Origin of the sequence: Dawidia soli, from assembly GCF_018598185.1 — a bacterium.
Lineage (GTDB): Bacteria > Bacteroidota > Bacteroidia > Cytophagales > Cyclobacteriaceae > Ohtaekwangia > Ohtaekwangia soli.
Window position 1 is genome coordinate 21,975 of record NZ_JAHESC010000047.1, and the last position, 21,071, is coordinate 43,045.

11 protein-coding genes are annotated in these 21,071 nt (G+C 56.8%); 1 reads left to right on the forward strand and 10 read right to left on the reverse strand.

All coding sequences use genetic code 11. The features are described from left to right. Positions 1-3 precede the first annotated feature (3 nt). From KK078_RS24595 to KK078_RS24635, 9 genes are all read right to left on the reverse strand, one after another. Positions 4-8,748 (reverse strand): LamG-like jellyroll fold domain-containing protein, encoded by an 8,745-nt coding sequence (locus KK078_RS24595; protein ID WP_254092987.1) that lies wholly within the window; start codon positions 8,746-8,748, stop codon positions 4-6. Between the two features lie 353 nt (positions 8,749-9,101). Further along, positions 9,102-10,985: a cytochrome-c peroxidase gene (locus KK078_RS24600; protein ID WP_254092988.1), complete on the reverse strand. Its 1,884-nt coding sequence runs from the start codon at positions 10,983-10,985 to the stop codon at positions 9,102-9,104. Continuing rightward, complete coding sequence (locus KK078_RS30700) at positions 10,972-12,816, reverse strand: cytochrome-c peroxidase (RefSeq protein WP_254092989.1); 1,845 nt, start codon at positions 12,814-12,816, stop codon at positions 10,972-10,974. The genes KK078_RS24600 and KK078_RS30700 overlap by 14 nt, the downstream gene beginning before the upstream one ends. 100 nt (positions 12,817-12,916) lie before the next feature. After that, positions 12,917-13,315 carry a response regulator gene (locus KK078_RS24610; RefSeq protein WP_254092990.1) on the reverse strand — a complete coding sequence of 133 codons (399 nt, stop codon included), beginning with the start codon at positions 13,313-13,315 and terminating at the stop codon, positions 12,917-12,919. A 776-nt stretch (positions 13,316-14,091) separates the two neighbouring features. Next, on the reverse strand, positions 14,092-14,877 hold the full coding sequence (locus KK078_RS24615; protein WP_254092991.1) for a queuosine precursor transporter: 786 nt from the start codon (positions 14,875-14,877) through the stop codon (positions 14,092-14,094). A 4-nt stretch (positions 14,878-14,881) separates the two neighbouring features. After that, complete coding sequence (locus tag KK078_RS24620) at positions 14,882-15,799, reverse strand: ribonuclease Z (protein WP_254092992.1); 918 nt, start codon at positions 15,797-15,799, stop codon at positions 14,882-14,884. 86 nt (positions 15,800-15,885) lie between these two features. Further along, a complete protein-coding gene (locus KK078_RS24625) occupies positions 15,886-16,266 on the reverse strand; it encodes an STAS domain-containing protein (protein WP_254092993.1) in 381 nt (126 codons plus the stop codon). A gap of 49 nt (positions 16,267-16,315) precedes the next feature. After that, on the reverse strand, positions 16,316-17,278 hold the full coding sequence (locus KK078_RS24630) for a phosphoribosylaminoimidazolesuccinocarboxamide synthase (RefSeq protein ID WP_254092994.1): 963 nt from the start codon (positions 17,276-17,278) through the stop codon (positions 16,316-16,318). Between the two features lie 67 nt (positions 17,279-17,345). Next, positions 17,346-18,692 (reverse strand): toxin-antitoxin system YwqK family antitoxin, encoded by a 1,347-nt coding sequence (locus tag KK078_RS24635; RefSeq protein WP_254092995.1) that lies wholly within the window; start codon positions 18,690-18,692, stop codon positions 17,346-17,348. 79 nt (positions 18,693-18,771) lie between these two features. Between KK078_RS24635 and mtgA the strand changes: the two genes are divergently transcribed. Beyond that, positions 18,772-19,497 (forward strand): monofunctional biosynthetic peptidoglycan transglycosylase, encoded by a 726-nt coding sequence (mtgA, locus tag KK078_RS24640; RefSeq protein ID WP_254092996.1) that lies wholly within the window; start codon positions 18,772-18,774, stop codon positions 19,495-19,497. Positions 19,498-19,530: 33 nt separating this feature from the next. Here the strand turns inward: mtgA and KK078_RS24645 are convergent, their stop codons facing one another. After that, positions 19,531-20,922: a hypothetical protein gene (locus KK078_RS24645; RefSeq protein WP_254092997.1), complete on the reverse strand. Its 1,392-nt coding sequence runs from the start codon at positions 20,920-20,922 to the stop codon at positions 19,531-19,533. Positions 20,923-21,071: the final 149 nt, after the last annotated feature.

A 21,071-nucleotide genomic window follows, 5' to 3' on the forward strand; every position in this document is an offset into this window, starting at 1 on the left:
AAACTATTTTAACACTTGAATTTTATACTGGCCTTCGCCCTCGTCGATCTTTACTTTGAGGATCACCAGCTGGCTGGCGGGGACCCAGTCGTGCAGATCGTAGGTCAGCGTCTGCTCGCCACGCTTGCCCTTGCCGGTGCCCAGCGTGGCCAGCTTGCGGCCCATGAGGTCGAACAGCTCCAGCGCGAGGTCTTCGCCGCCGGCCAGGTTCAACCGCACCGTGATCAGGCCTGCCGATGGATTGGGATATACCGCCACGTGACTGTTACCCGGTCCCTCTGGCAAACCCGTTACAGGATCTTCTTTTTTCTCGACCACGATGTAGTCTACCTTTGTTACCGGTGCGCCAGCACCCAGGCCGTTGGTGGCCACGAGCGTGACATCATATACTCCCGGTGTTGCATAGGTCACCACCGGTGAGGCTTCGGCAGATGTGGCGGGTGTACCACCCTCGAAGGTCCAGGCCCATGCGTCAGCCCCGTGCGTGCTCAGATCGGTGAAGGTTACGCTTTCGCCCGTCTTGATCTTTACGCGATCGGCGATGAAGTCCGCAGCCGGCGCTTGCGGACCGAGATCCGCGTTCAACGCAAACACCACGGTGGCCGAGGCATCGAACTTCACGTCGCTGCCGGTGGCGTCGGGTTGTGCGGCGTTGTTGCCGTTGGGGTGTTGTACCGAGAAGAAGCCGTACTTGAAGTCGGGCGAGAAGGTCAGGCCGGTAGGTTCTGATCCGGCCGGCATCGACGCAAACAGCGCTACTTTCGGATCGGCTTGCGTGTGGTCGGGCCGTACTACCCAAATATAGTAGTTGTCGCCATCTTGTAACACCCACAGGTTGCCTTTGTCGTCGAAGGTCAGGTTGTCGTTGCCGCCACCCCATGCTTCGGTTACGACACCTTCCTGCGTGTTGATGCTATAGGACGTACCCCCGACAAACGTTTCGAACTCGGATACGTTCGCACCGTCACGGAAACGGTATACGCGGCCTTTGCCTTTGGAGGTAAAGTAGATCCTGCCGTCGATCGGGCTGATCTCCACATCCTCTACCCCATCGAAGTTCGTCCCTCCCAGCGATGCCGCCAGGCTGATGGTGTTATTGCGATCATCTTTGGTAGCGTTTGGCACTTTCACCCAGGTCGCCGTGCTTCCCGTCGGGTCGTTGTTCGACAATGGCTGGTCGAGCTTCAGCACATACAGCGTACCGGTGGTCAGGTTGCCGGCTACATCCGCTACGAACTTATATACGCAATGTGTACCTCCGTCTTCGCCGTAGTATACTGTTTTGCGGTCCGCGTGCACGACCACGTTCTCGTGATTCATGCGGCCCAGGGCCCACAGTTTGTCTTGCTTGCCGTCGCCGTCATAGTCTTTCACTTTCGAGGTGACCGGGTCGATCTCTACGGCCCAGCCCACATCCTGGTAGCCATCGCCGTTCACATCGCCGCCGTCGAGACTTTCCTCGCAGGTGATCACCGTGCCCCACGGCGTAATGCCGCCCGAGCAGTTGCGGGTCGTCGTGACCAGGGCGTTGTTATACAGGTCCACGGCTTGCGTCGTATCTACCACCCACAGGCTATTGACCGGGTCGAGGTGCAGGTCGAGGATCGACACACCACCGGGAGTATTCTCGTGGTTCACGGACAGATGCCCGCGTGACGAGCTCCCGTCGATCGGTATATAGGCTGTAAAGTCGTGATTACCGGGCACGCTGCCGTTGCCTTTCGTATACGCCTCACCTTGCTTGAAGATCACCTGGAAGCGGTGTTGCTCCGGAATGATCATCCTGGTCGTCTGCCCGGTCGGGTGGATCGACGTGAAGCAGGCGATGTGGTTGTCGGTGCATGGTACCGGCGGGTTCACCGACGGCGCGTCTTTGATGTACAGGTCGAAGCCCAGGTCGGAGCTGCTGCCATCGCGGTTGTGGATCTCCACCGCCAGCTGGTTGCGGCCGTTGCGGAAGACGGTCTTCGGCAAGCGAAAGGTATAGTACGTCAGCTCGGCGGCACCGTCCACGATCGTAGACGAAAACGTCTTATAATCGATGGCGCCGGCCGGCATGTTGTCGCGGATCACTTCCACACCGTTGATGTAGAGCAGCGCTCCGTCGTCGCGGCGCAGGCCGATCTCGATCTCGTCGGCGACGGCGGACGTGTCTACCAGGATATCGCGGCGGAAATACGTGGTGATATACTTGTTACCACCGTCAGGGCCATACGATACCGTCGTCTTCACGCCGTCGTTATAGCCCAGCGGTCCCTGGCCGATCGCCCAGGCACGATCTTCGGTATACGTCGTGTCCTTCCAGGCTACGGCGTCGAGGCTGGTACCCTTGTCAAGGTAACGCCACAGCGACTCTTTCACCAGCGGATAAGTTGCGGCAGGCAGCGGAGGCTCGGTAAAGCCTACGGCCAGGTCAAAGCTCAGGTCTGCACTGTTGGCCGACGCCTGGTGCAGCTCGACCGCGATCACGTTCCGGCCGTTGCGCAGCAGGTTTCTGGTCTTATAGCGGTGATACGCACGCTCGTCGGTATCGGCCACCTCCGTCGTGGCAAATGTGTTGTAGGCGATGGGACCTTCGGGCATGTTGGTGCGGAATGCCTCGGTGCCGTTTACGTATACGATCGCACCGTCGTCGCGCTGCACATCAAAGAGCAGGGAGTCGTATGCGGTGCGGTCCGTTACGTCGAAGATGTGGCGCAGGTAATAGGTCGTGCGTTTCTTGTCGGCGTCGCCGCCAAAGTTCAGCGTCGTGCTTTCATTGCCGTCGCCATAGCCAAGGATGGCGTTACCGTATTTCCACGCAGCGTCGTTATAGTCGGGTGATTTCCAGTCGGCGCTGGTCAGGTCCGCGCCGGTGTCGTCGTACTTCCACGAAGCGCTTTTGGCCACGGGAAAAGTACCGTTGTAATAGCGGTCGGGAATGATGTACGATACGATCAGGCGCGGCGCATTGACCGGGTTGTTCTCATACGCCTGCGCTACGCGCTTGTCGGTGTTGGCAGTATAGCCTGCGATGCCACGGGCAGCCGGGTCGATCAGCGTGAAGAGTACCGAGTTGCCTTCTTTCCAGTTCGGGCGGTTGACGATCTCGTGGAGAAGCTCCGCCAGGTCGGGAGTGCGTTGATCCGCTCCCGCATCACCCACCCTGGTAAACGGACCGGGTTGCCAGACGATGGTATCGCCCAGGTATTGAATGCGATGGTAGATGTCGAAGTCGAAGCTGCTCATCTCGTTCGGGCTGTCGGTGTCCTCGATGCCGATCAGGATGTTGGGCTGACCACTGGTATTCACCTCGTCCACCGCAAACTGCAGGTAGGCATGCTCGATCACAGACCCTTGCGGGATGTTGATCCGGTTGAAACGGATCCCGACGAGTTGGTCGCTGGTACCGTCTTTTGTGAGCTCGATGTCGCTGCTATCAAGGTACATTTTACCGGAAGCATTGTCTTGTTCGGCATCGTCCTTACCGGCATTCACCTGGTACTGCGCCGACACAGGGGCCGCCGTTCCTACTTTCCACGCGAGGTAATAGACATCTTCCTGCAAGGCAATCGAGGCGAACTCCACTTCTTTACCGTTGAAGGTACCTTCCGCTACGATCGTCGCGGTCGCGATGTCGCCTTGCAGAAGGAAAAACTTCGTGGCCCTGGCGGCGATCGTGTTGGGGTTGGCGACCAGTTTGCTGAGGTCGATCTTTACGGTAGCGCGGGTCAGGTTCAGCGGCTTCAGCTGCCAGCCGCCCTTCATGTAGACCGTGTCGGTCTTGCCGGGTATGGCAACGATCTGGTTGTTGGCTTCACGGCCGGCCACCAGGTTGCTATAATAATCGGTCACGCGGTCCTTCAGCAACAGGCCGTTCGTGCCGGCGTTCTTCAGGCTCCAGCTGGCAGACACTGCTTCGTTGTACGGCGCGGTGAACGTGGCGACCGGCGTGGTGGCAGGAACGATGGATGCTTGGGTATAGGGGATCGTGCCGCCCTGCGAACCGGTGTTGACAATGTTCTGGCCGGTTGCCTGGTCGAAGCTGAAGTGATACACCAGGTGCTGCACGTCTTTCGGTAAGGTCTGGTGCATTTGCTGCCGGATTTCTTCCTGTGTCTTCGCCTTATTCCAGATACGGAACTCGTCGATGGTCACCAGGCTCTCGTTGTTGTTGAACAGGTTCGTACCGAATGCCATGTTGTAGGCATTGGGTTGGAAAGTGCCGGTGGCGACGCTGTCGATCAGCTCGCCGTTGATATAGAAACGGAAGTACTTGTTCGGCGTTACCGTGACGGCGGCATGGTTCCACTCGCCGACGTTCCAGGGTGTGGTCGAGCTGATGGTATTCCAGCCGCCGCGCTGGCCTTTGCCGAGAATGGTCTGCAGTGTATTGTTGCCGCGGAACTCGAACTCAAAACCGGAGAAGAGCCCGTCGCGGCTGCTGCTGAAGCCGATGAGCTTGCCGTATTCGGCAGGATCGGCATTGAGCTTCGCCCATACCTCCATGGTAAACTCTCCCGAAAGGGCGTTGTTGACATCCGCATACGGAATCGTCACATTATGGCCGGCGGCCAGGTCGAGTGCACCGCCCTGCTTGCCGATGATGCCGTCGAGGTCGGTTTCATACCCCAGGTAATACACGCCGAAGTCCAGGGCCAGGTCGGTGAACTCGACGAGGTTGCCCGTACGTGTGCCGGCAGCGACGATCTCGTGCTTGCCTTCCGGATCGCCTTGCAACAGGTAGAACGACTTGGCAAACGCAGTGACCGAGTCCGGGCGGTTAAATACCGCGCCCAGGTCGACGATCGCCGTGGCGCGTTCCAGGTTCTGCGCATTGAGCAGCCAGCCGCCTTTTACATAGTAGTTGTTGGCGTCGCTGCCAACTGTGGCCAGGCCGTTGTTCCGGTGTCTGCCTACGATCAGGTTGTCAGCCGGGGCCTTGATGGCATCTTTCAGGTACAGACCGTTGGCGGTGGTGTTCTGACGGCTCCAGTTGCCGGTGACGTTTTTACTATACAGCGGCGCTATGTCGTTCACCACCGGGCTGGTGGCATCGACAATGCTGGCTTTGGTATAGGCTATGCTGTCTTTTTTTACACCGCTGTTGATCAGGTAGCCTTTGTCGGCCTGATCAAAGGTATAGTTATAGACCAGGGACGGGTCTTCATCGGTCACGCTTAGGTGCATCTGCGCGCGGATCTCGGCATCCGTCTTCACGCGGTTCCACACACGCACCTCGTCCATCATCGACACCGCTTCGCTCTTGTAGTTGACGCTGTGCGAAAGACCGAAGTTCCACTGGGTGTTGGTAGCGAAGGTGTTGAAGGCCTTCGTTCCCACCAGCGTGCCGTTGACGTACATCTTCGCGGTCTTGCCCGCCGGTGATACCGTTACGGCAATGTGGTTCCACTCGTCCAGGTTCAACGGGGTGCCGGTATCGATCTTGTTCCAGTCGGCCGTGTTGGTGCCGAAAGATGCCGTGATGATCTTGTTGCTGTTATACTCGATCACCATGCCGGAAGTGTTGTTGCTGATCCGCCCGTGATTCGATACCAGCGGTACATTACCACCCGCTGACGGTGCTTTTTGAACACGCGCCCACAGCTCGAGGGTAAATTCGCCGGCAAACACGGGGTTGATCTCCGCGAACGGGATCTGGGCCGAATGGCCGCCGGGGAACGACACGTTGCCGCCGCGGTCGAACAGCGCCGTGGTGTCTGCTTTCCAACCCAGGTAATACACGCCCCCTTCCAGCACGGTGTTACGGAAGGTAACGGTGCGGCCGTCGAAGCTGCCTTCGTTTACCACCGCGAACATACCGTCTTCATCCTGCTGCATCCAGAAGTATTCTCGGGCAATGCGGCGGATCGAGTCGGCCTGGGGCAGGCTCTCGTCGAGATCGATACTGAAATTGCCAAACGGATAGTTCTGCGGCTCGAGCTGCCAGCCTCCCGCCAGGTAATAGGTCTGGCTTTCCGGCGCGATCGGCAGCATGCCGGTGTTCTGTTGTTTCCCGACGACCAGGTTGCTGGTATACGCCGTGATCGGCTCGCTCAGGGTGAAACCAGCGTTTGGCTTCAGCGCACCTTTGCTCCAGTAGCCTGTAACAGACTGCACATAGGCCGGCGCCAGTTCGGCAACGGGCGACGTACCCGCCGTTAAACCGGAGCCTATCAGCGGCAGTGTATAGGCGATCTTCCCTTTGCTGGAGACCGTTGTGCCCGTAGCCTCCGAGAAGTCGTAGTAAATTTCAAGTCCATCTTCCTTTCCGCTCAGGGTGTGGAACATGTATTTCCGAATGCTGTCCTGCGGCAGGGCACGGCTCCAGATGCGGAACTCGTCCAGCTCGGACTGTGTGCCGCCGCCGGTATATGACGGGCTGTGGCCGATGCCCATACCCTTGGGGTTGGGAACGTAAGGCGACGTTACTTCACCAGCCTTCTCGCCGTTGATATAGTACGTCCATTTGCCGCCGGCGTATGACAGCGCAATGTGGTTCCACTCGCCAATGTTCCAGGCAGCGCCTTTGTCTTGCAAGCCGGTTTGCCAGCTGCCGGTGTTGTTACCCAGGGTGATGTTGAGCTTGTTCGAGCTGGGGTACTCAAAGCCGATGCCGGTCGTGTTGTTGTTCGACAGGCGGCCGTTGCTGGCGACGATCTTGGTGTTGTCGCCGGGGTCGGCGTTCAGCTTGCCCCAGAACTCCAGCGTGAAGTCGCCTTTCATGGCGACGCCGATCACCTCTTCGGGCAGTGTAGTGGTGGATGCACCGCCCAGCTTTAATACATTGCCGCGTGTGCTCACGAAGTCCGCCAGGTCTTTGATGGTGTTGTCGGCCACCAGTTTGCCGTACACGCTCACCTCGTCCAGCGAACCGGTAAAGTGACGGTTGCCGGCATCGTTGCCCAACATCCAGGCGTCCGCGGATGCCACCGAAGGATCTACGTTAGCCCATTGTTGCACGAGCTGACCGTTATAATAAAGCGACAACTGATGCCGTACGTTGTCGTATTGCCACAGCATATGTGCCCAGCGGTTGATCAGCAGCTTTTGTGTGCCCGTATATTGCTTCTTCGACACCAGGTCGGTATACTGTGGGTAGCCGTCTTTGTCAAAACCGAATGTGACGCCGGTGTTGCCGCCGGTCGAGATTACAGCGGAACCGTTCGCACCGAACTGCGTGGGGTCCACCCAATAGCCGATCGTAAAGGGACGATCGTGCAGGTCCAGCGCGTCGGTGTGCGTCAGCTGCACGGACGAGCCACTGCTGAATTGCAGGGCGCGGTTTGCCACACCGTTCTTGTCGACGCCGTACACCGTGCCGGTGCCCTGCACGTTGTGATCGTAGGCAGAGGAATCTTTCAGTGCGCCGGCAAAGCTCAGGAACAGCTTGCGGGTGTCGGCGTCCACGCTCTTCAACATGTCGGCGTGGATGATGCTGGTGAAATACGGCTGGCCTTGCGCATTGACGTATTCGATCTTCATACGGCGATCGTTCGCGACGCCGTATACGTTCACGCGCAGGTACGTTTGTTTTACGCCACGCAGGATGCGGTCGCTGGTGTAGTCGACTGTGTGCTGGCCGTTGCCGATGTCGGAGTTCAGGTTGCCCGAGATCATGTCGAACAGCGGGTATTTTACGTCGCCGTAGCGGCCGTAGAATTCCTGCTCGTGGATGTCGGCGCTAAAACACAATACGCCGTCGATGTTCTTCTCTTGTATATATGCGATGAGCTCGGTGGCCTGTTGGGTGATGGAAAAGTTACGTCCGCCCCAGTGCCTGGCGAACGACGGCGTGCCGTTGATCAGCACCTTAAAGGTGGCTTTCGAGTCCAGCAGCGCTTGCTTCAGCCACGCCAGCTGTTCAGGACCAAGATGCTGCTGCGTGCCGTCGCGGTAGCTGCGGTTGTCGAGCAGGAAGTACTCGACATCTTTATATACATACGACGAGAACAGCCCCTGCCCTTCTTTGGTGCGTCCATAATGCGGGTTGGGCCACCAGTCCATAAAGATCTCTTTCATCTCGCCCAGCGTCGGCAGGGTTTTGTTGAATTCGTTCGGGCCGGTGTCATGGTTGTCGGTAATGGCCAGCTGCGGCATGGAGCGCGTGAGTGAATCGTGAAACGATCGGTAGAATGCGTACCGGGCAAAGGCCATATCCTTGTTGGCCCAGTCGTCGACACCGTCGGGACATTGGCCCATGGCGTGTTGCAAGCCCAGCAGGTAGGTTGCGTCACCCGCCCAGATCATGAGGTCGCTGCCTTCGGCGGCCATGCGGTCGAACATCTTCGGGTCGCCGTTGACGTGTGTCTGCGCCTCGGGCCGGTCGATGCAACGGCGCAGGTCGTAGATACGACCACAGCCACCGGTGAGGAACTCGAAATCGGAGAGCTGCGCCGCAGTGTTGCGGATGACTGCGGTGCGACCCTGGGCACGCTGCCCGTTGCGCTTCAGCACCGCTGTATAGGTGGCGCCCTTCGCCAGGTCGGGATATACAAACGACCGCAGGTTATACCCCAGGCGGTCGTCACTGTTATATACTTTTCCCGCTAACGGGGCCCCCGGGGCCGTGCCGGTAACTTCCAGCGTGATCGCGTCGCCCGCGCCCGTGTTCGACTTGGTCACCACCCAAACCCGCACGGAGTCGTGGTAGACCGGACTGAACATCGGGCCGAAGACGATCGAGTCGCCTGGCAGCACCTGACCCATCGCCGCCATAGGGCTCATCCATGCAAACAGCAACAGGGTCCGGATCGTAATTCTTTTCATACTTGGGGAGATGTGAGATGTGCGTAATTTTGATGCGCAAAAATGAGATTCTCCGCGCGTCGCAGTATATAGATCGCATTAACATATTTTTAACTTTTACCCGCACGAGAGAAACAAAACTTCATGCTTTGTTCACGTATAGGGGCAACAGACGGGTATATTTACCGCAACCCTGTTTATTAACAGGAAACAAACGTTGAAACTCCTATATAGCCCCACGATACTTCAACGTTTGCAGTAGCAGTGAGTGGCAAAGATCGGATATAGACGGATTAGGGCAGGCGCACCAGGTAATATTATGAGTCTGTGACGGGCCGTATCGCTTTAGCCCCGCGACACGCTATAGCAACAAGCTATTGATCATGAAGACTCTCATCCGAAAGTGATTGCAGGAAAGCGATAATATCGTTGACCTCGCCACGCGATAAATTCAACTGCGTGGCGGGTAAAGTTTGGTGAGGCACTTCGTCGGCGAGGCCTGCTCCCTGGGCGCCACCCTGGTTATAGAACTCCAGTACTTCTTCGAGGGTTTGGTAGCCCCCGTGATGAAAGTACGGGGCCGTGAGGGCGGAATTTCGGACAGACACGGTTTTAAAGGAACGCTGATATATATCAGCGTCCTCGCTCATGACGCCATTGCCGGCGCGGCCCGGATCGCCATCGGGGATCTTCAGACGCGGCTTTTCGAACACGCCCAGCACTTCACTTTCGTTCTCGTGGTATAACGGAGGCACCAGCCCACCGAATGTAGGGGCAAAGTGACAGGTGCCGCAGGCCGCTTTGCCCATGAATAAATTAAAGCCCGCGCGCACCCGGCGTGGTAACGCTGTCGTCTCTCCGCGCACGAAGCGATCAAAGGGACTTTTGAAGGAACGCAGCGATGCGACATAGGATGCTAACGCGGCCGAGAATTGGTACCGCGTGATAGCGGCACCGGCGGCCCGGGGAAACGCTGCGCGAAAGGCGTCGCGGTATTCGGGAGTGGCCTGCAAGCGGGCAAGCATCTCGGGAAATGTGGTGTTGAATTCCAGGTGGTCTTCGATTACATGGGCGGCCTGATCTTCCAGGTCGAACGCACGCAGGTCGTAAAAAAAGCGATCGGAGAAAACGGCGTTGATCAGGGACGGTGCGTTGCGTCGTACGAGGCGACCTTCGGCGTTGGCATGCGAGCGTACCTGGCCGTCGGCAAACGCGCGCCGGGGTTGATGGCAGCTGCCACAGCTCATCGTGCCGTTGTTGCTCAGGCGCGGGTCATAGAATAATTTCCTGCCGAGCGCGCGCAGGGCTTCATGATCCTGTTCCGCTTTCAATAAGGTATAATAGTACGGGTTGAGAAAGTCGGCGGAAAAGATGTTGTCGCTATAAAAATTCCACGCGGGCACTTCTTTTGTCACTTCGGCGGATGTACGGGCACCGAGCTGACGGTGCAGCACCAGCAGCTTTTTATAGAGAGGGTTGACATAGTCGGTGAGGAACGTCAGGCGGTCGAAGGTGTCGAAGTTGTCGTGCGCATCGAGGTAGGCGGCAGCGCGGCCGAAGTGTTCGGCGATATCGGCGGCGTTGCCCGGTACACCGACGGCGTAATAGCGGGTCGCCTGCTGCAGCGTGCGACAGGTGACGGCCGCTTCGGGAAGCGCCTGCAACGAGCCCGGGGTATCAAAACCGGTAACCCCCAGGGCAAACATGCGGATCAGCTCCAGGCGCATCGCTTCAAATGCCTCGAAGCGCTGAATATACCGGCGCTTCTCAAATTGCAATAACAATATCTGATAGCGGGTCTTCAGCTCGCTGACCAGGTTGGCGATCTCCTCGCGGTGCTCTCCGGCATCGTTGGCGTATACTTGCTCGTCGAGCACCTGCAGGCCACGGGGCGCAACCACCGCGGGCAGGTCGCGGTGTGGATATGGATCGAGATGGTCCAACGGAGGACCGTTGATGTGCTCCTTGACGTAAGTGGGATGATAATATTCGAGGATGTACTCGATCGCCTTGTAGGCTTTTCGTGTAGCCGAGACTTGGGCCTGCAGCGAGGTCAACGTCCCCCTCCCCGCCCGGTACTCCTGCGCGGCCTGGTATAACCGCTGGATCCCGGTGTCGAGTTGTTTGACGCCGGCCTGTGCCTGTTTCAGCATGCGCTCTTCGGGTGTTTCGGGATGCAGGGAAAACCGCAGGGACAGGAACAGCATGGCCATGCCCACGGTGGCCAGGAGGACGACGCGGCGGTTATTGCGGATCATATCCTCCCGGGTCTGTGAGCGAATGAAGAAAAGCGATCAGCGCCGCTTTTTCGGATACGGACAAATGCAGCGAGTCCGCCGCCAGGGTTTGATTCTTTACTTCCAGGCCGTGCCCGGTGCCGCCGCCGTTGTTATAGAAGTCAATGACCTCTTCCAGGGTTTTATAGGCGCCGTTGTGAAAATACGGCGCGGTGAGGGCTACGTTGCGCACGGTGGTGGTCTTAAAGGATCTTTCGAAGATCCATGACGCTTCGCTGAACACCTGGTTGTCGAGACGGCCGTTGTCGGGATCGAGTGTCTTGCGGCGTGCGGCGGGGTCTTGCAGCACGCCCAGGATCTCGCTTTCGTTCTTGCGGTATTCAGGCGGCGATAATCCGGAGAACACGGGTGCAAAGTGACAGGTGCCGCAGTTGGCCTTACCCATGAACAGATTAAAGCCGCTGCGTATAGCGGTATCGGCAAGAGCCGCTTCGCCGCGCACGTAGCGATCGAACGGGCTGTTAAAGGATCGTAGCGATAAGACGTAAGACGACAGGGCTTTGGCAAACCGTTCGCGCGTTATGCCCGGAGAGGAGAACGTCTTTTGGAATTGAGCGCGATAAGCCTTGTCTTGTTCCAGTTTGCGCAGGATCTCTTCGTGAGCGGTGTTGAACTCGCGCGGATTGAAGATCACGTGCTCGGCTTGCTGCTCAAGGGTGAAGGCACGCAGGTCGTAAAAATAGCGGTCGGCATAGACGGCGTTGAGCAGCGTCGGGGCATTGCGTTGCACGGTCACGCCCTGGATATTGCTTTGCGCGCGCGGCCGGGCGTCGGCAAAGCCCTGGGCAGGATCGTGGCAGGAAGCGCAGCTCATCGTGCCGGTATGACTCAGGCGTACGTCGTAGAATAACGTCTGGCCCAGGGTACGCAAGGCGTCGCTGTCTTCGGCGCGTGTTAGCCCGGTATAGAAATAGGGATCCAGAAAATCGGCGGCGAAGAGGTCGGCGCTCATCGGATTCCAGGGCTGGGGGTATTGGCCGATGTACGCGGCCTGGGCAGCTTCCGGATAAAATAACTGCTGCAACCGCAGCGATTCTTTATAGAGCGGATTGATGTGATCTTTCAGGAACGTCAGGCGGTCGAAGTCCGCAAAAGCGACCGGTTGCCGGATGTAGTGAAGGGTCCGGGTGAAGGACTGTTGCAATATCGTGCCCGGCTCGCCCGGGAAGATCGCGGCGGCTATTTGTTGCAGGGACGCCAGGGATGCCGCGGCTTCGGGAAGGGCGTGTACAGAGCCCGGGGTGTCGAAGCCTGTTACGCCGAGGGTAAAGATGCGGACGAGCTGTAACCGTAGCGCCAGCGCGGCGTCTGCGGCCGTTACGGGCTGATCGCTGAAGCCCGCTACCAGGTTTTTATAGCGTGTATAGAAGCGCTGGGCGAGTGTGGTGATTTGGAGTGCCACTGCGCGGCCGTCCGACGTGTATGCCAGCTCGTCGAGGGTCTGCAGCCCTTCGGGGTTGCGTACTACCGGGCGGGTGTCGTAGCGCTCGAGGTGGAGCAACGGCGCGCCGTTGATGTATTCCTCGACGTATTCGGGATAATAGTAGGCTAAGAGGAACTCAACCTTTTTATATTGCCGGCGCGTGCGGGCTACGATTGCCCGGAGTGAATCGATCCCGACCTTGCCTGTTTGAAAGGCTTGTGCGGTTTGCTCTAATGCAGCTGCAGTCGTTTGCAGGGCCGCGATGTCTTTGCGTACGCCGGTGTCGATCGGGGCCGGGGTTTGTTTAAAGGCAAACAAGGTTACTGCTGCGATGGCGATCAGGAGTAGTATTTTATCGGCAGCGTTCACGGGCGCCAAAAGTAGGGCACCCGGGCGTGTGATCCTTTATTTGGAGATTAAGTTATTGTTACGTGTGCGATTTGCAACGGCGGCTGATCCTCATACAGTTTCAACTCCAGCGGGTGGAGTTCATGATCTCCAGGAGATCTTTTTCGTGAATGGGTTTTACGAGGTAATGCGTGATGCCGAGGCTACGGGCGCGTTCCACGTCTTTTTCATCGCGGGAGGAGCTTACGATGACGATCTTTACACGGTCTTTGTTAGGCATGCGGATGCGATGGAATGCTTCGATGAACTCGAAGCCGTCCATGACGGGCATGTTGAGATCGAGCAGGATTACATCGGGCAGGCTTTGGGTGCCGGAATAATAGTCGTTGATGAGCTTCAGGGCTTCGGCGCCATTCATGGCCACGTGAATGCCTTCGTTGAACCCGAGCTTTTCGAATAGCCGGCTGCTGAGAAAATTAAACACGTGGTCGTCGTCGACCAGCAATACATTTTTATTCATCGGCCTTCTCGTTTAGTATCATGCTTTTGAAAAAAAGGGAGCCGTCCCCACCTGTCGGGACGACTCCACTTACCGAACATCCCTCACCGTATCGTTGGAAGCATTACCATTGGAGAGCATGCGTATAAAACCATCCTGCACGGATCGTACTCCGGAAGGAAGGAGCCGTCCCCGTCGTTTCGGGAACGACTCCTATACCGAACACCGATTACCGTTCAGTTTATTCTTGTAGGCGCTGTGCTACAGCCTGCCGTTGTACGATTTACTTAATTACACACAATCGATTCATTATACCGACATCGTTGTTGTGTTTAGTGAATATACTATGCAACGCCGGATTTCGAAAAAGTTTACGATTTAATTTTTATCACATCACACCGTCGTCCCTGAGACCATTTCCCACAGACCATACGTAACAATACGTACGACAATTTTCAATCAATCATAAAAATATATACTTGTCCGGAATACATTATACATATCTTTCCCTCTCCCCACATCCTATGTATCGGACACAACGATACGCAACAACGTTATTTTGTTCAGCCTATTTTCCCGGGCCATATTCAAACAAAGCAGATTCAAATCCCCTCGAAGATCCCCCTGAACAAACCGGTGTTATTAAAACACTTGCCCTTGCACACGCCGCACGAACATTTTCCTGTTCCACGATGCGCCCCGTGTACGACAAACACTTTCATGCCCGTACATATACGTAGACAATGCCGCGCGACGGCACGGCAAAAAATAACCTGCTGCGAAAGATCCTGGTGTGATTAAAAGAACCCTTTGCTTTCGCCGGCGGCATTTTCAGACATGCGCGCTGCATGTTCTTTGCCCAGATAACGATCGATGAGGGTGTGACCAATATATATCAGTGGTGTGAGCAGCACGGCCACGCAGGCTTTATAGAGGTAGTTCGTGATGCCGATAGCCAGGATCTGTTTATTGGAAAATATGCCTGCAAAGGCGATGTATAACACCACGAAGCTATCCACGAACTGCGACACCAGGGTTGACCCGGTGGCCCGCAGCCATAACATGCGGCTGCCCGTTACCCGGCGCAAGCGTTGGAAGGCGAAGACGTCCACCAGCTGGCCCAGGATAAAGGCCACGAGAGAGGCAAAGATGATCCGCTGCCCCTGGCCGAAGATCTTACCGAACGCAAAGTCCATATTAAAAGCATTTCCCTGATCGTCTTTGCTGTTGGCATCCATCCACCAATCCGCCGGCGGCAAATGAATGGAGAGGAGCAGCATGACAAAGGCATAAGCGATGAGGATGGCCGTGAGGTAGCTGATGCGCTTTACACCGGGCTTGCCAAAGTACTCATTGATGAGGTCCGTTGTGATAAAGACGACGGGCCAGATCACTACCCCGGCCGTAAGGTTGAAATCCATGGTAAAGCCGAGGATGTTGAGGTGCGCAGGCTGCAGGCCGACGGTTGCCTCGGCGGAGAAGATCTTGACGCCGATCATTTCGGCCAGCAGGGCGTTGGTAATAACGATTCCCGCCAGGGTCATGAAGAGGCGATTATGTTTTTGTTCGACGGTAGGTTCCATGTGTTTATTCGGGAATAATAAATTCGACGCCTTCGAGTGCCAGGTGTGCTTCGGGAAAAATGCTGCGCGCTTCCTCCAGGATCGGCTCCAGCTCTTTGTACCGTGCGGAGAAGTGGCCCAACACAAGCTTGCCGGCGTGTGCCAGCCGGGCGATGGTGGCCGCCTGTGCGGCGGTGCTGTGCAGCGTCTCGCGCGCACGGGCTTCGTCGTCGAGGGTAAAGGTCGCTTCGTGGTAAAGTATATCGACGCCTTTCACCTGGTCGGCGATGCGCTCGACGTAGGCCGTGTCTGAACAGTAGGCATAGCTGCGCGAGCGCCGGGGCGGCAAGGTCAGGTCGGCATTGCGATAGAGGATCGCGCCGGCATCGTCTACGACGTCTTCGCCGCGTTTCAGACCGGCCAGCTGACGAATGAGCAACCCCTCGGGCAGACGCGTTTTGTCGACACGCCGCGGCTTGGGTTTCTCCTTGAACAAAAAGCCCGAGCTGCGGATCTTGTGTACGAGCGGGATCGTCTCTACCGTGACGGCGTCGTCTTCATAGATCACACCTTGCGCATCTTTCTCCAGGCGGTGGAATACGATCCGGAAGGATGGCGCCGAGCGCGAGTAGCGCAGCTGCGTGGTGATGATCTCGTCGAGGCCGCGGTGGCTATAGAGGTGCAGGTCGGCCGCGCGGCGTTGCAGGTGCATGGTAAAGATGAGGCCCATCAGGCCCAGGTAATGATCGCCGTGCAGGTGACTGATGAAGATATGGTTGATGCGGTGGTAGGACGCGCCGAAACGCATCAGCTGCATCTGGGCCGCTTCGCCACAGTCGACCAGGAAGAACCGGCTTTGGATCTCCACCAGCTGGGCACTGGGATGTCGTCCGTATACGGGCAGGGCACCGCTGGATCCAAGAATGGTGATTTTAAAGCTCATAGTGCCGCTGTGCGCCAACAGGTAAAATAAAAAGACCAAAACTCCGGAGAGCTTTGGTCAGTATATCGGGTGACCGGCATCCTCCGTTAGTGGGTGTCGCCGGCTTTGAGGTCTTTTTCGATCTCGTGCATATAGACCGTGTCGATGGCCTCCTCTACCGTGGGCAGAATGTTGAGGACGCTGTCCAGCTGGGAGATCTTGATGAGCTTCATCGAGTGGTCGGACAGGCTGGCCAGCACGAAGATGCCGCCATCCTCTTGAACAATGCGGTTTCCCACCAACAGGGCGCTGAGGCCGGAGGAGTCGGTATACTTTACATCGGAGAGGTCGAGGATGATGTTGCGCACGCCTTCGGCGTGTAGCGTGATCAACTCTGACTTCAGCCCCGGCGCCACGCTGCTGTCCAGCTTTTCTTCGTGCAGCTTGAGCATGCAGTACTTCTCCTGCTTATCGATCGTATATTTCATCGGTTCGTATTTACTAAATGGTCTCTCTCTTGTCGGACCGGTCTGCCGGTTAGTGTTTCTGACCTTCTAAGGTAACGGATTTTATTGAATTGAGAATGCTTTGCTCGATTCTTTCCAGCATCTGCGTATACTGCACGGGTGCGAGGGCTTCGCCGCGCACGACCTGGTACAACTCTTTGTAACGCGTTGAAATAGACTCGACGACGGCGTCTGTCATTTCAGGAACCTGCTGGCCGTCCTTGCCCTGGAAGCCGTTCTCGATCAGCCATTGCCGCACAAACTCTTTCGAGAGCTGCTTCTGCGGCTCACCGGACTGCTGGCGGGCGGCGTATCCCTCCTGATAAAAATACCGCGACGAATCGGGCGTGTGCACTTCGTCGATGAGGTAGATGGTGCCGTTGTGTTTACCAAACTCATATTTGGTGTCGACCAGGATCAAGCCGCGGTCGGCCGCCAGCGCGGTTCCTTTCTCGAACAACCGCAGGGTATAATTCTCCAGCACGGCGTAGTCTTCGGGACTTACAATGCCGCGGGCCAGGATCTCCTCGCGGGAAATATCTTCGTCATGGCCGACGGCGGCTTTGGTCGTGGGGGTGATGATGGGGTGCGGAAGTTTGTCGTTTTCGCGCAGACCTTCAGGCAGGGGCACGCCGCAAAGCATGCGTTTACCGGCGCGGTATTCGCGCCAGGCGTGGCCGGCCAGGTAGCCGCGTACCACCATTTCCACCGCAAACGGCTGGCAGCGGAAGCCCACGGTTACGTTGGGATCGGGCGTGGCAATGACCCAGTTCGGCACCAGGTGTTTGGTGGCCTCCAGGTTAAAGGCGGCGATCTGGTTCAGCACCCGGCCCTTATCGGGAATGGCGCGCGGCAAAATGACATCGAACGCCGAGATCCGGTCGGTGGCCACCATGGCCATATAGTCGCCGAAATAATAGACGTCGCGGACCTTGCCGCTGTAAAAACCGGTTTGGTTGGGGAATTTGAACTTGGTTTCGCTGATTGCCTGCATGAAAATGGTATTCCAGACGGCAAGTTAATGCATTGGCGAATGACTCTGAAATCCTTTTTTTGAACTTCTACGGCTTGGGGGCCGTCGGCGTGGCCACGACGGCGCCTGCTTTGTAGGTGGTCACGCGTGTCAGCTTGCCGTTTTCGTCGTACTCGCGCCACTCGCGGTTCTTTTTGTCGGCCACGTATTCGCCTTGCTCGCGCACTTTTCCGGAAGGATAATAGGCTGTGAACATGCCGTGGCGGCGGTTGGAGCGGTAATCACCCTGGGTGGCCAGGGTACCGGTCTCATAATACGTACGCACGGGGCCTGCCAGCAGATCGAACTTGAACGTTTCCTCCTGCTGCACCTTGCCCGACGGATAATATGTGTACCGCACGCCCATGCGTTTGCCGGCAACGTAGGTCTCTTTGACGTGAGGAATGCGGCCGCCGGGGTGGTAATACACCCACAGGCCGTGCGGCTTCTCATTCCGGAACCGTTTCTCGTTTTGCAGGGCGCCATGCTCGTCAAAGGTCTCCTGCGTCATGTCAATGCCGTTAACGGCCACCTGCTCTTTGACGTGCACGTTGCCGGATGGATAGTACTCCACGTTGTGGCCGGTCTTCTTGCCTTCCTTATAATTGAACCGATGCTGCACCGAGCCGTCTGGAAAATAGGCGGTGTTGGGGCCGTGCAATTTTCCGCTTACAAAACTGCCTTCCAACAGCAGGTGTCCGGCGCTGTCATAGCGTTTAAAGTCGCCGTTACGCGATCCTTCCTTCATGGTGGAGACCGTCTCCAACTGGCCGTTGGGATAGTAGTTTTTGAAGTAGCCCGTCAGGATGCCCTCTTTGTAGTTCGCTTCCGTCTCTACTTTGCCGTTTTCGAAGAATGTGCGCGTGATGCCGTTGGGCTTGCCGCGGTGATAGGCGATCTCTTTGCGCACGGATCCGCCCGGATAAAACTCTTTGACGAGTCCCTCGGGTTTGCCTTTAGCAAAGTATGTTTCGCTTTTTACGGCGCCGTTCTCATAATACAGCTGGATGCTGTCGGCCAGTTTATCGTTCTGGTAGTAGGCGCGTTGCACGGGTTTTCCGTCTTCATTGTAGACCACGACCGGGCCGTGGCGCAGGCCGTTGACAAACCCCAGCGTGCGTGCGGGCCGGCCGTTCGAATGGAACTCGCGAAACTCACCCGATTTCACGCCGTCATCGAAGTTGCCTTCCAGCATGACCTGGCCGTTTTCGTAGTACCGGCGGTACAGGCCTTCCATGCGGCTCTCGTCGCCGGGCGACACGGTGTACACTTCCTGGAGGTGTTTTTTGGCGGAGTCGTAGTACGTGCGCACTTCCCGTTGCCCCCAGGCTGTGCCGGGAAGTATGCCCATGAGTATTGCGGAGACCTGAAGCCAGTACCGGACCTGTTGTTTCATGCGGATCTGAAATACCCAAAGGTAACGAAGAACCGGTAATGGTTATTATGCTACTTTTGCTGCCTGAAAAAACCGAGCCATGAGTTTTACCGACACGGCAAAAACAGCCGGGAGCTGGCTGAAGAAGGTCGTTATTGTACTGTTTGTAGCCCAGCTATTCTATATTTTTATTCTCAAGTGGGTGGATCCCCCCATTACGGTCACGCAATTGATGAGCTGGGTTACCGGCTATGGCCTGAAACGCGACTATATATCCTTTCAGGAGATGGGTACGAACGCGCCGTTCGCGGTGCTCTGCTCGGAAGACCAGCTTTTTCCCGACCATAACGGCTTCGACATCAAAAGTATTCAGAAAGCCCTGGAGCACAATAGCAAGGCCAAGACCTTGCGCGGGGGGTCTACGCTCAGCCAGCAGGTGGCCAAGAATGTTTTTTTGTGGCAGGACCGCACCTGGGTCCGCAAGGGACTGGAGGCGTACTTCACGTTTATGATCGAGCACGTGTGGGGTAAGCAGCGCATTTTGGAAGTATATATGAACGTGGCGGAAATGGGGCGCGGCGTGTTCGGAATCCAAGCAGCGGCGCAATACTATTTCAAAAAGCCTGCGAAGAAGCTGCTGCCCATGGAAGCGGCGCGCATCGCGGCGAACCTGCCGAATCCGAAAAAGTATATGGTCAACCCCGCGTCCGCTCATATCAACCGGCGCGCGAACTGGATCTTGCAGCAGATGGCGAACCTGCGGAACGATGCAGATATACAGACGGTGCTAAGTCCGGAGAAGAAGAAGCAGAAGTACGATCAGTAAACTTCAGCTAAAACTGGCGCCGGCAAAGGGCGGTTAGTAGCGTATGAACCGTTGCTGCAGGACTAATACCCCGCCTTTCAACAAGCGTAAGATATAGGTACCGGCGGGAATGTTGTCCAGCGCGAGCGTTACTTCGTTTTTTGCCGTGGCGGATGTTACGGGCACCGTGCGGCGAGCACCGGTTGTGCTGACGACTTCGGCGGCGTCGAAGCGCAGGGGTTCCCGGTTGAACGAGATGTATAGCGTGCTGCCTTGCACGGGGTTGGGATGCACGATCATGCCCTGGCGCTCCGCGCCTTCTATGCCTACTACCCCACCCTCGGCTAAGATGATGGAAAATTCCTGACGGAAAGAGCCAGCGCTGTTCTTCGCTTCGATCGTAACGGTATAGGTACCGGCGGTCAACGTCTCGGCTATAATCAGCTGGTCGCCCGCTATCTTAAATTTCGCATTGTCAGTTATGCCCGCGGGCAGGCTGAACGTCGTGGGGCGCGCGCCGTTGCTGACGATGCGACCGACAGACGTGTTTACAATTGCCTTGCTCACATCCGGCATGGCGCTTAGTCGCAATACATTGGGGGCCGTGGCATTCATCGGTGTCTTGCCGCAGGCTTTCATCCACTCGAACCAGTCGCCATCGGGGTCGTTTTTATTCCATTGATAACACGGCGTGCCATTGATGGCGTCGGTTACCTGCGCGGTGTTCATGCCCTGCGCGTTGTATACACATTCCCACGCTTCGTGGCCCAGGTTTTTATAGACTGTCATTCTCGCGCGCGTGGCATCCAGCTTATACAACGCGCTGTGAAAGCCGGCTACGTCCGATACGAGGTTGGGCACTACGTCGTCTTCACCCTGGTGGATCCAGACGTATTGTTTGTTGTCTACGATCTGCTGCACCTTGGGCACGGCAGCCGCCAGGTTGGTGGACATGAGCGTAAGCGTAGAGAAGGACTTATATACATCGGAGTTGGCCACGATCATATCCCGGATGGCATAACCGCCCGCAGAGAGCCCAGCCAGGTGTTGTTGGCCCGGCTCGATCACGGCTTTGTAGTGATCTGTCGCCCAGGTAATGAAATTGGTGATGCTGGCATTGCCGTTCCAATAGCCGCTGGGATCTTGCGGCGCAAGTACGATAAAATCAGCACTGTGGGTCTTCAGCCACTGACAGATTTGCACGTTCAGAATCTTATCCAATGAGCTGGCGGTACCCATACCGGCATCGTTGAGGCCGTGCAGCCAATAAAGCACAGGGTATTTTTTAGCGCCGCTGTCGTCAAAGCCAGGCGGCAGGTATTCAACATAGCCCTTTGGATTTGCTGCACGGGTTTTTTCGGGGACTTTGGTAAGGGTGCCTTTCTGTGCAAATCCCGCCGTTGCGAGCCAAAGCAGGCCGGCGGCAAGCATCATAGTACGTAACATCGCGCTCGTTGATCTTTTAGTTTACTCGTAACTGTTTATGAGAAGAGCTATTTTACTGGAAAAATATAAAAAGCGTGGAGATTTCTCCCCACGCATACCTATATTTAATTTTTCACCCGTTTGCAACAGGCCCCGTGACGATCGACAAT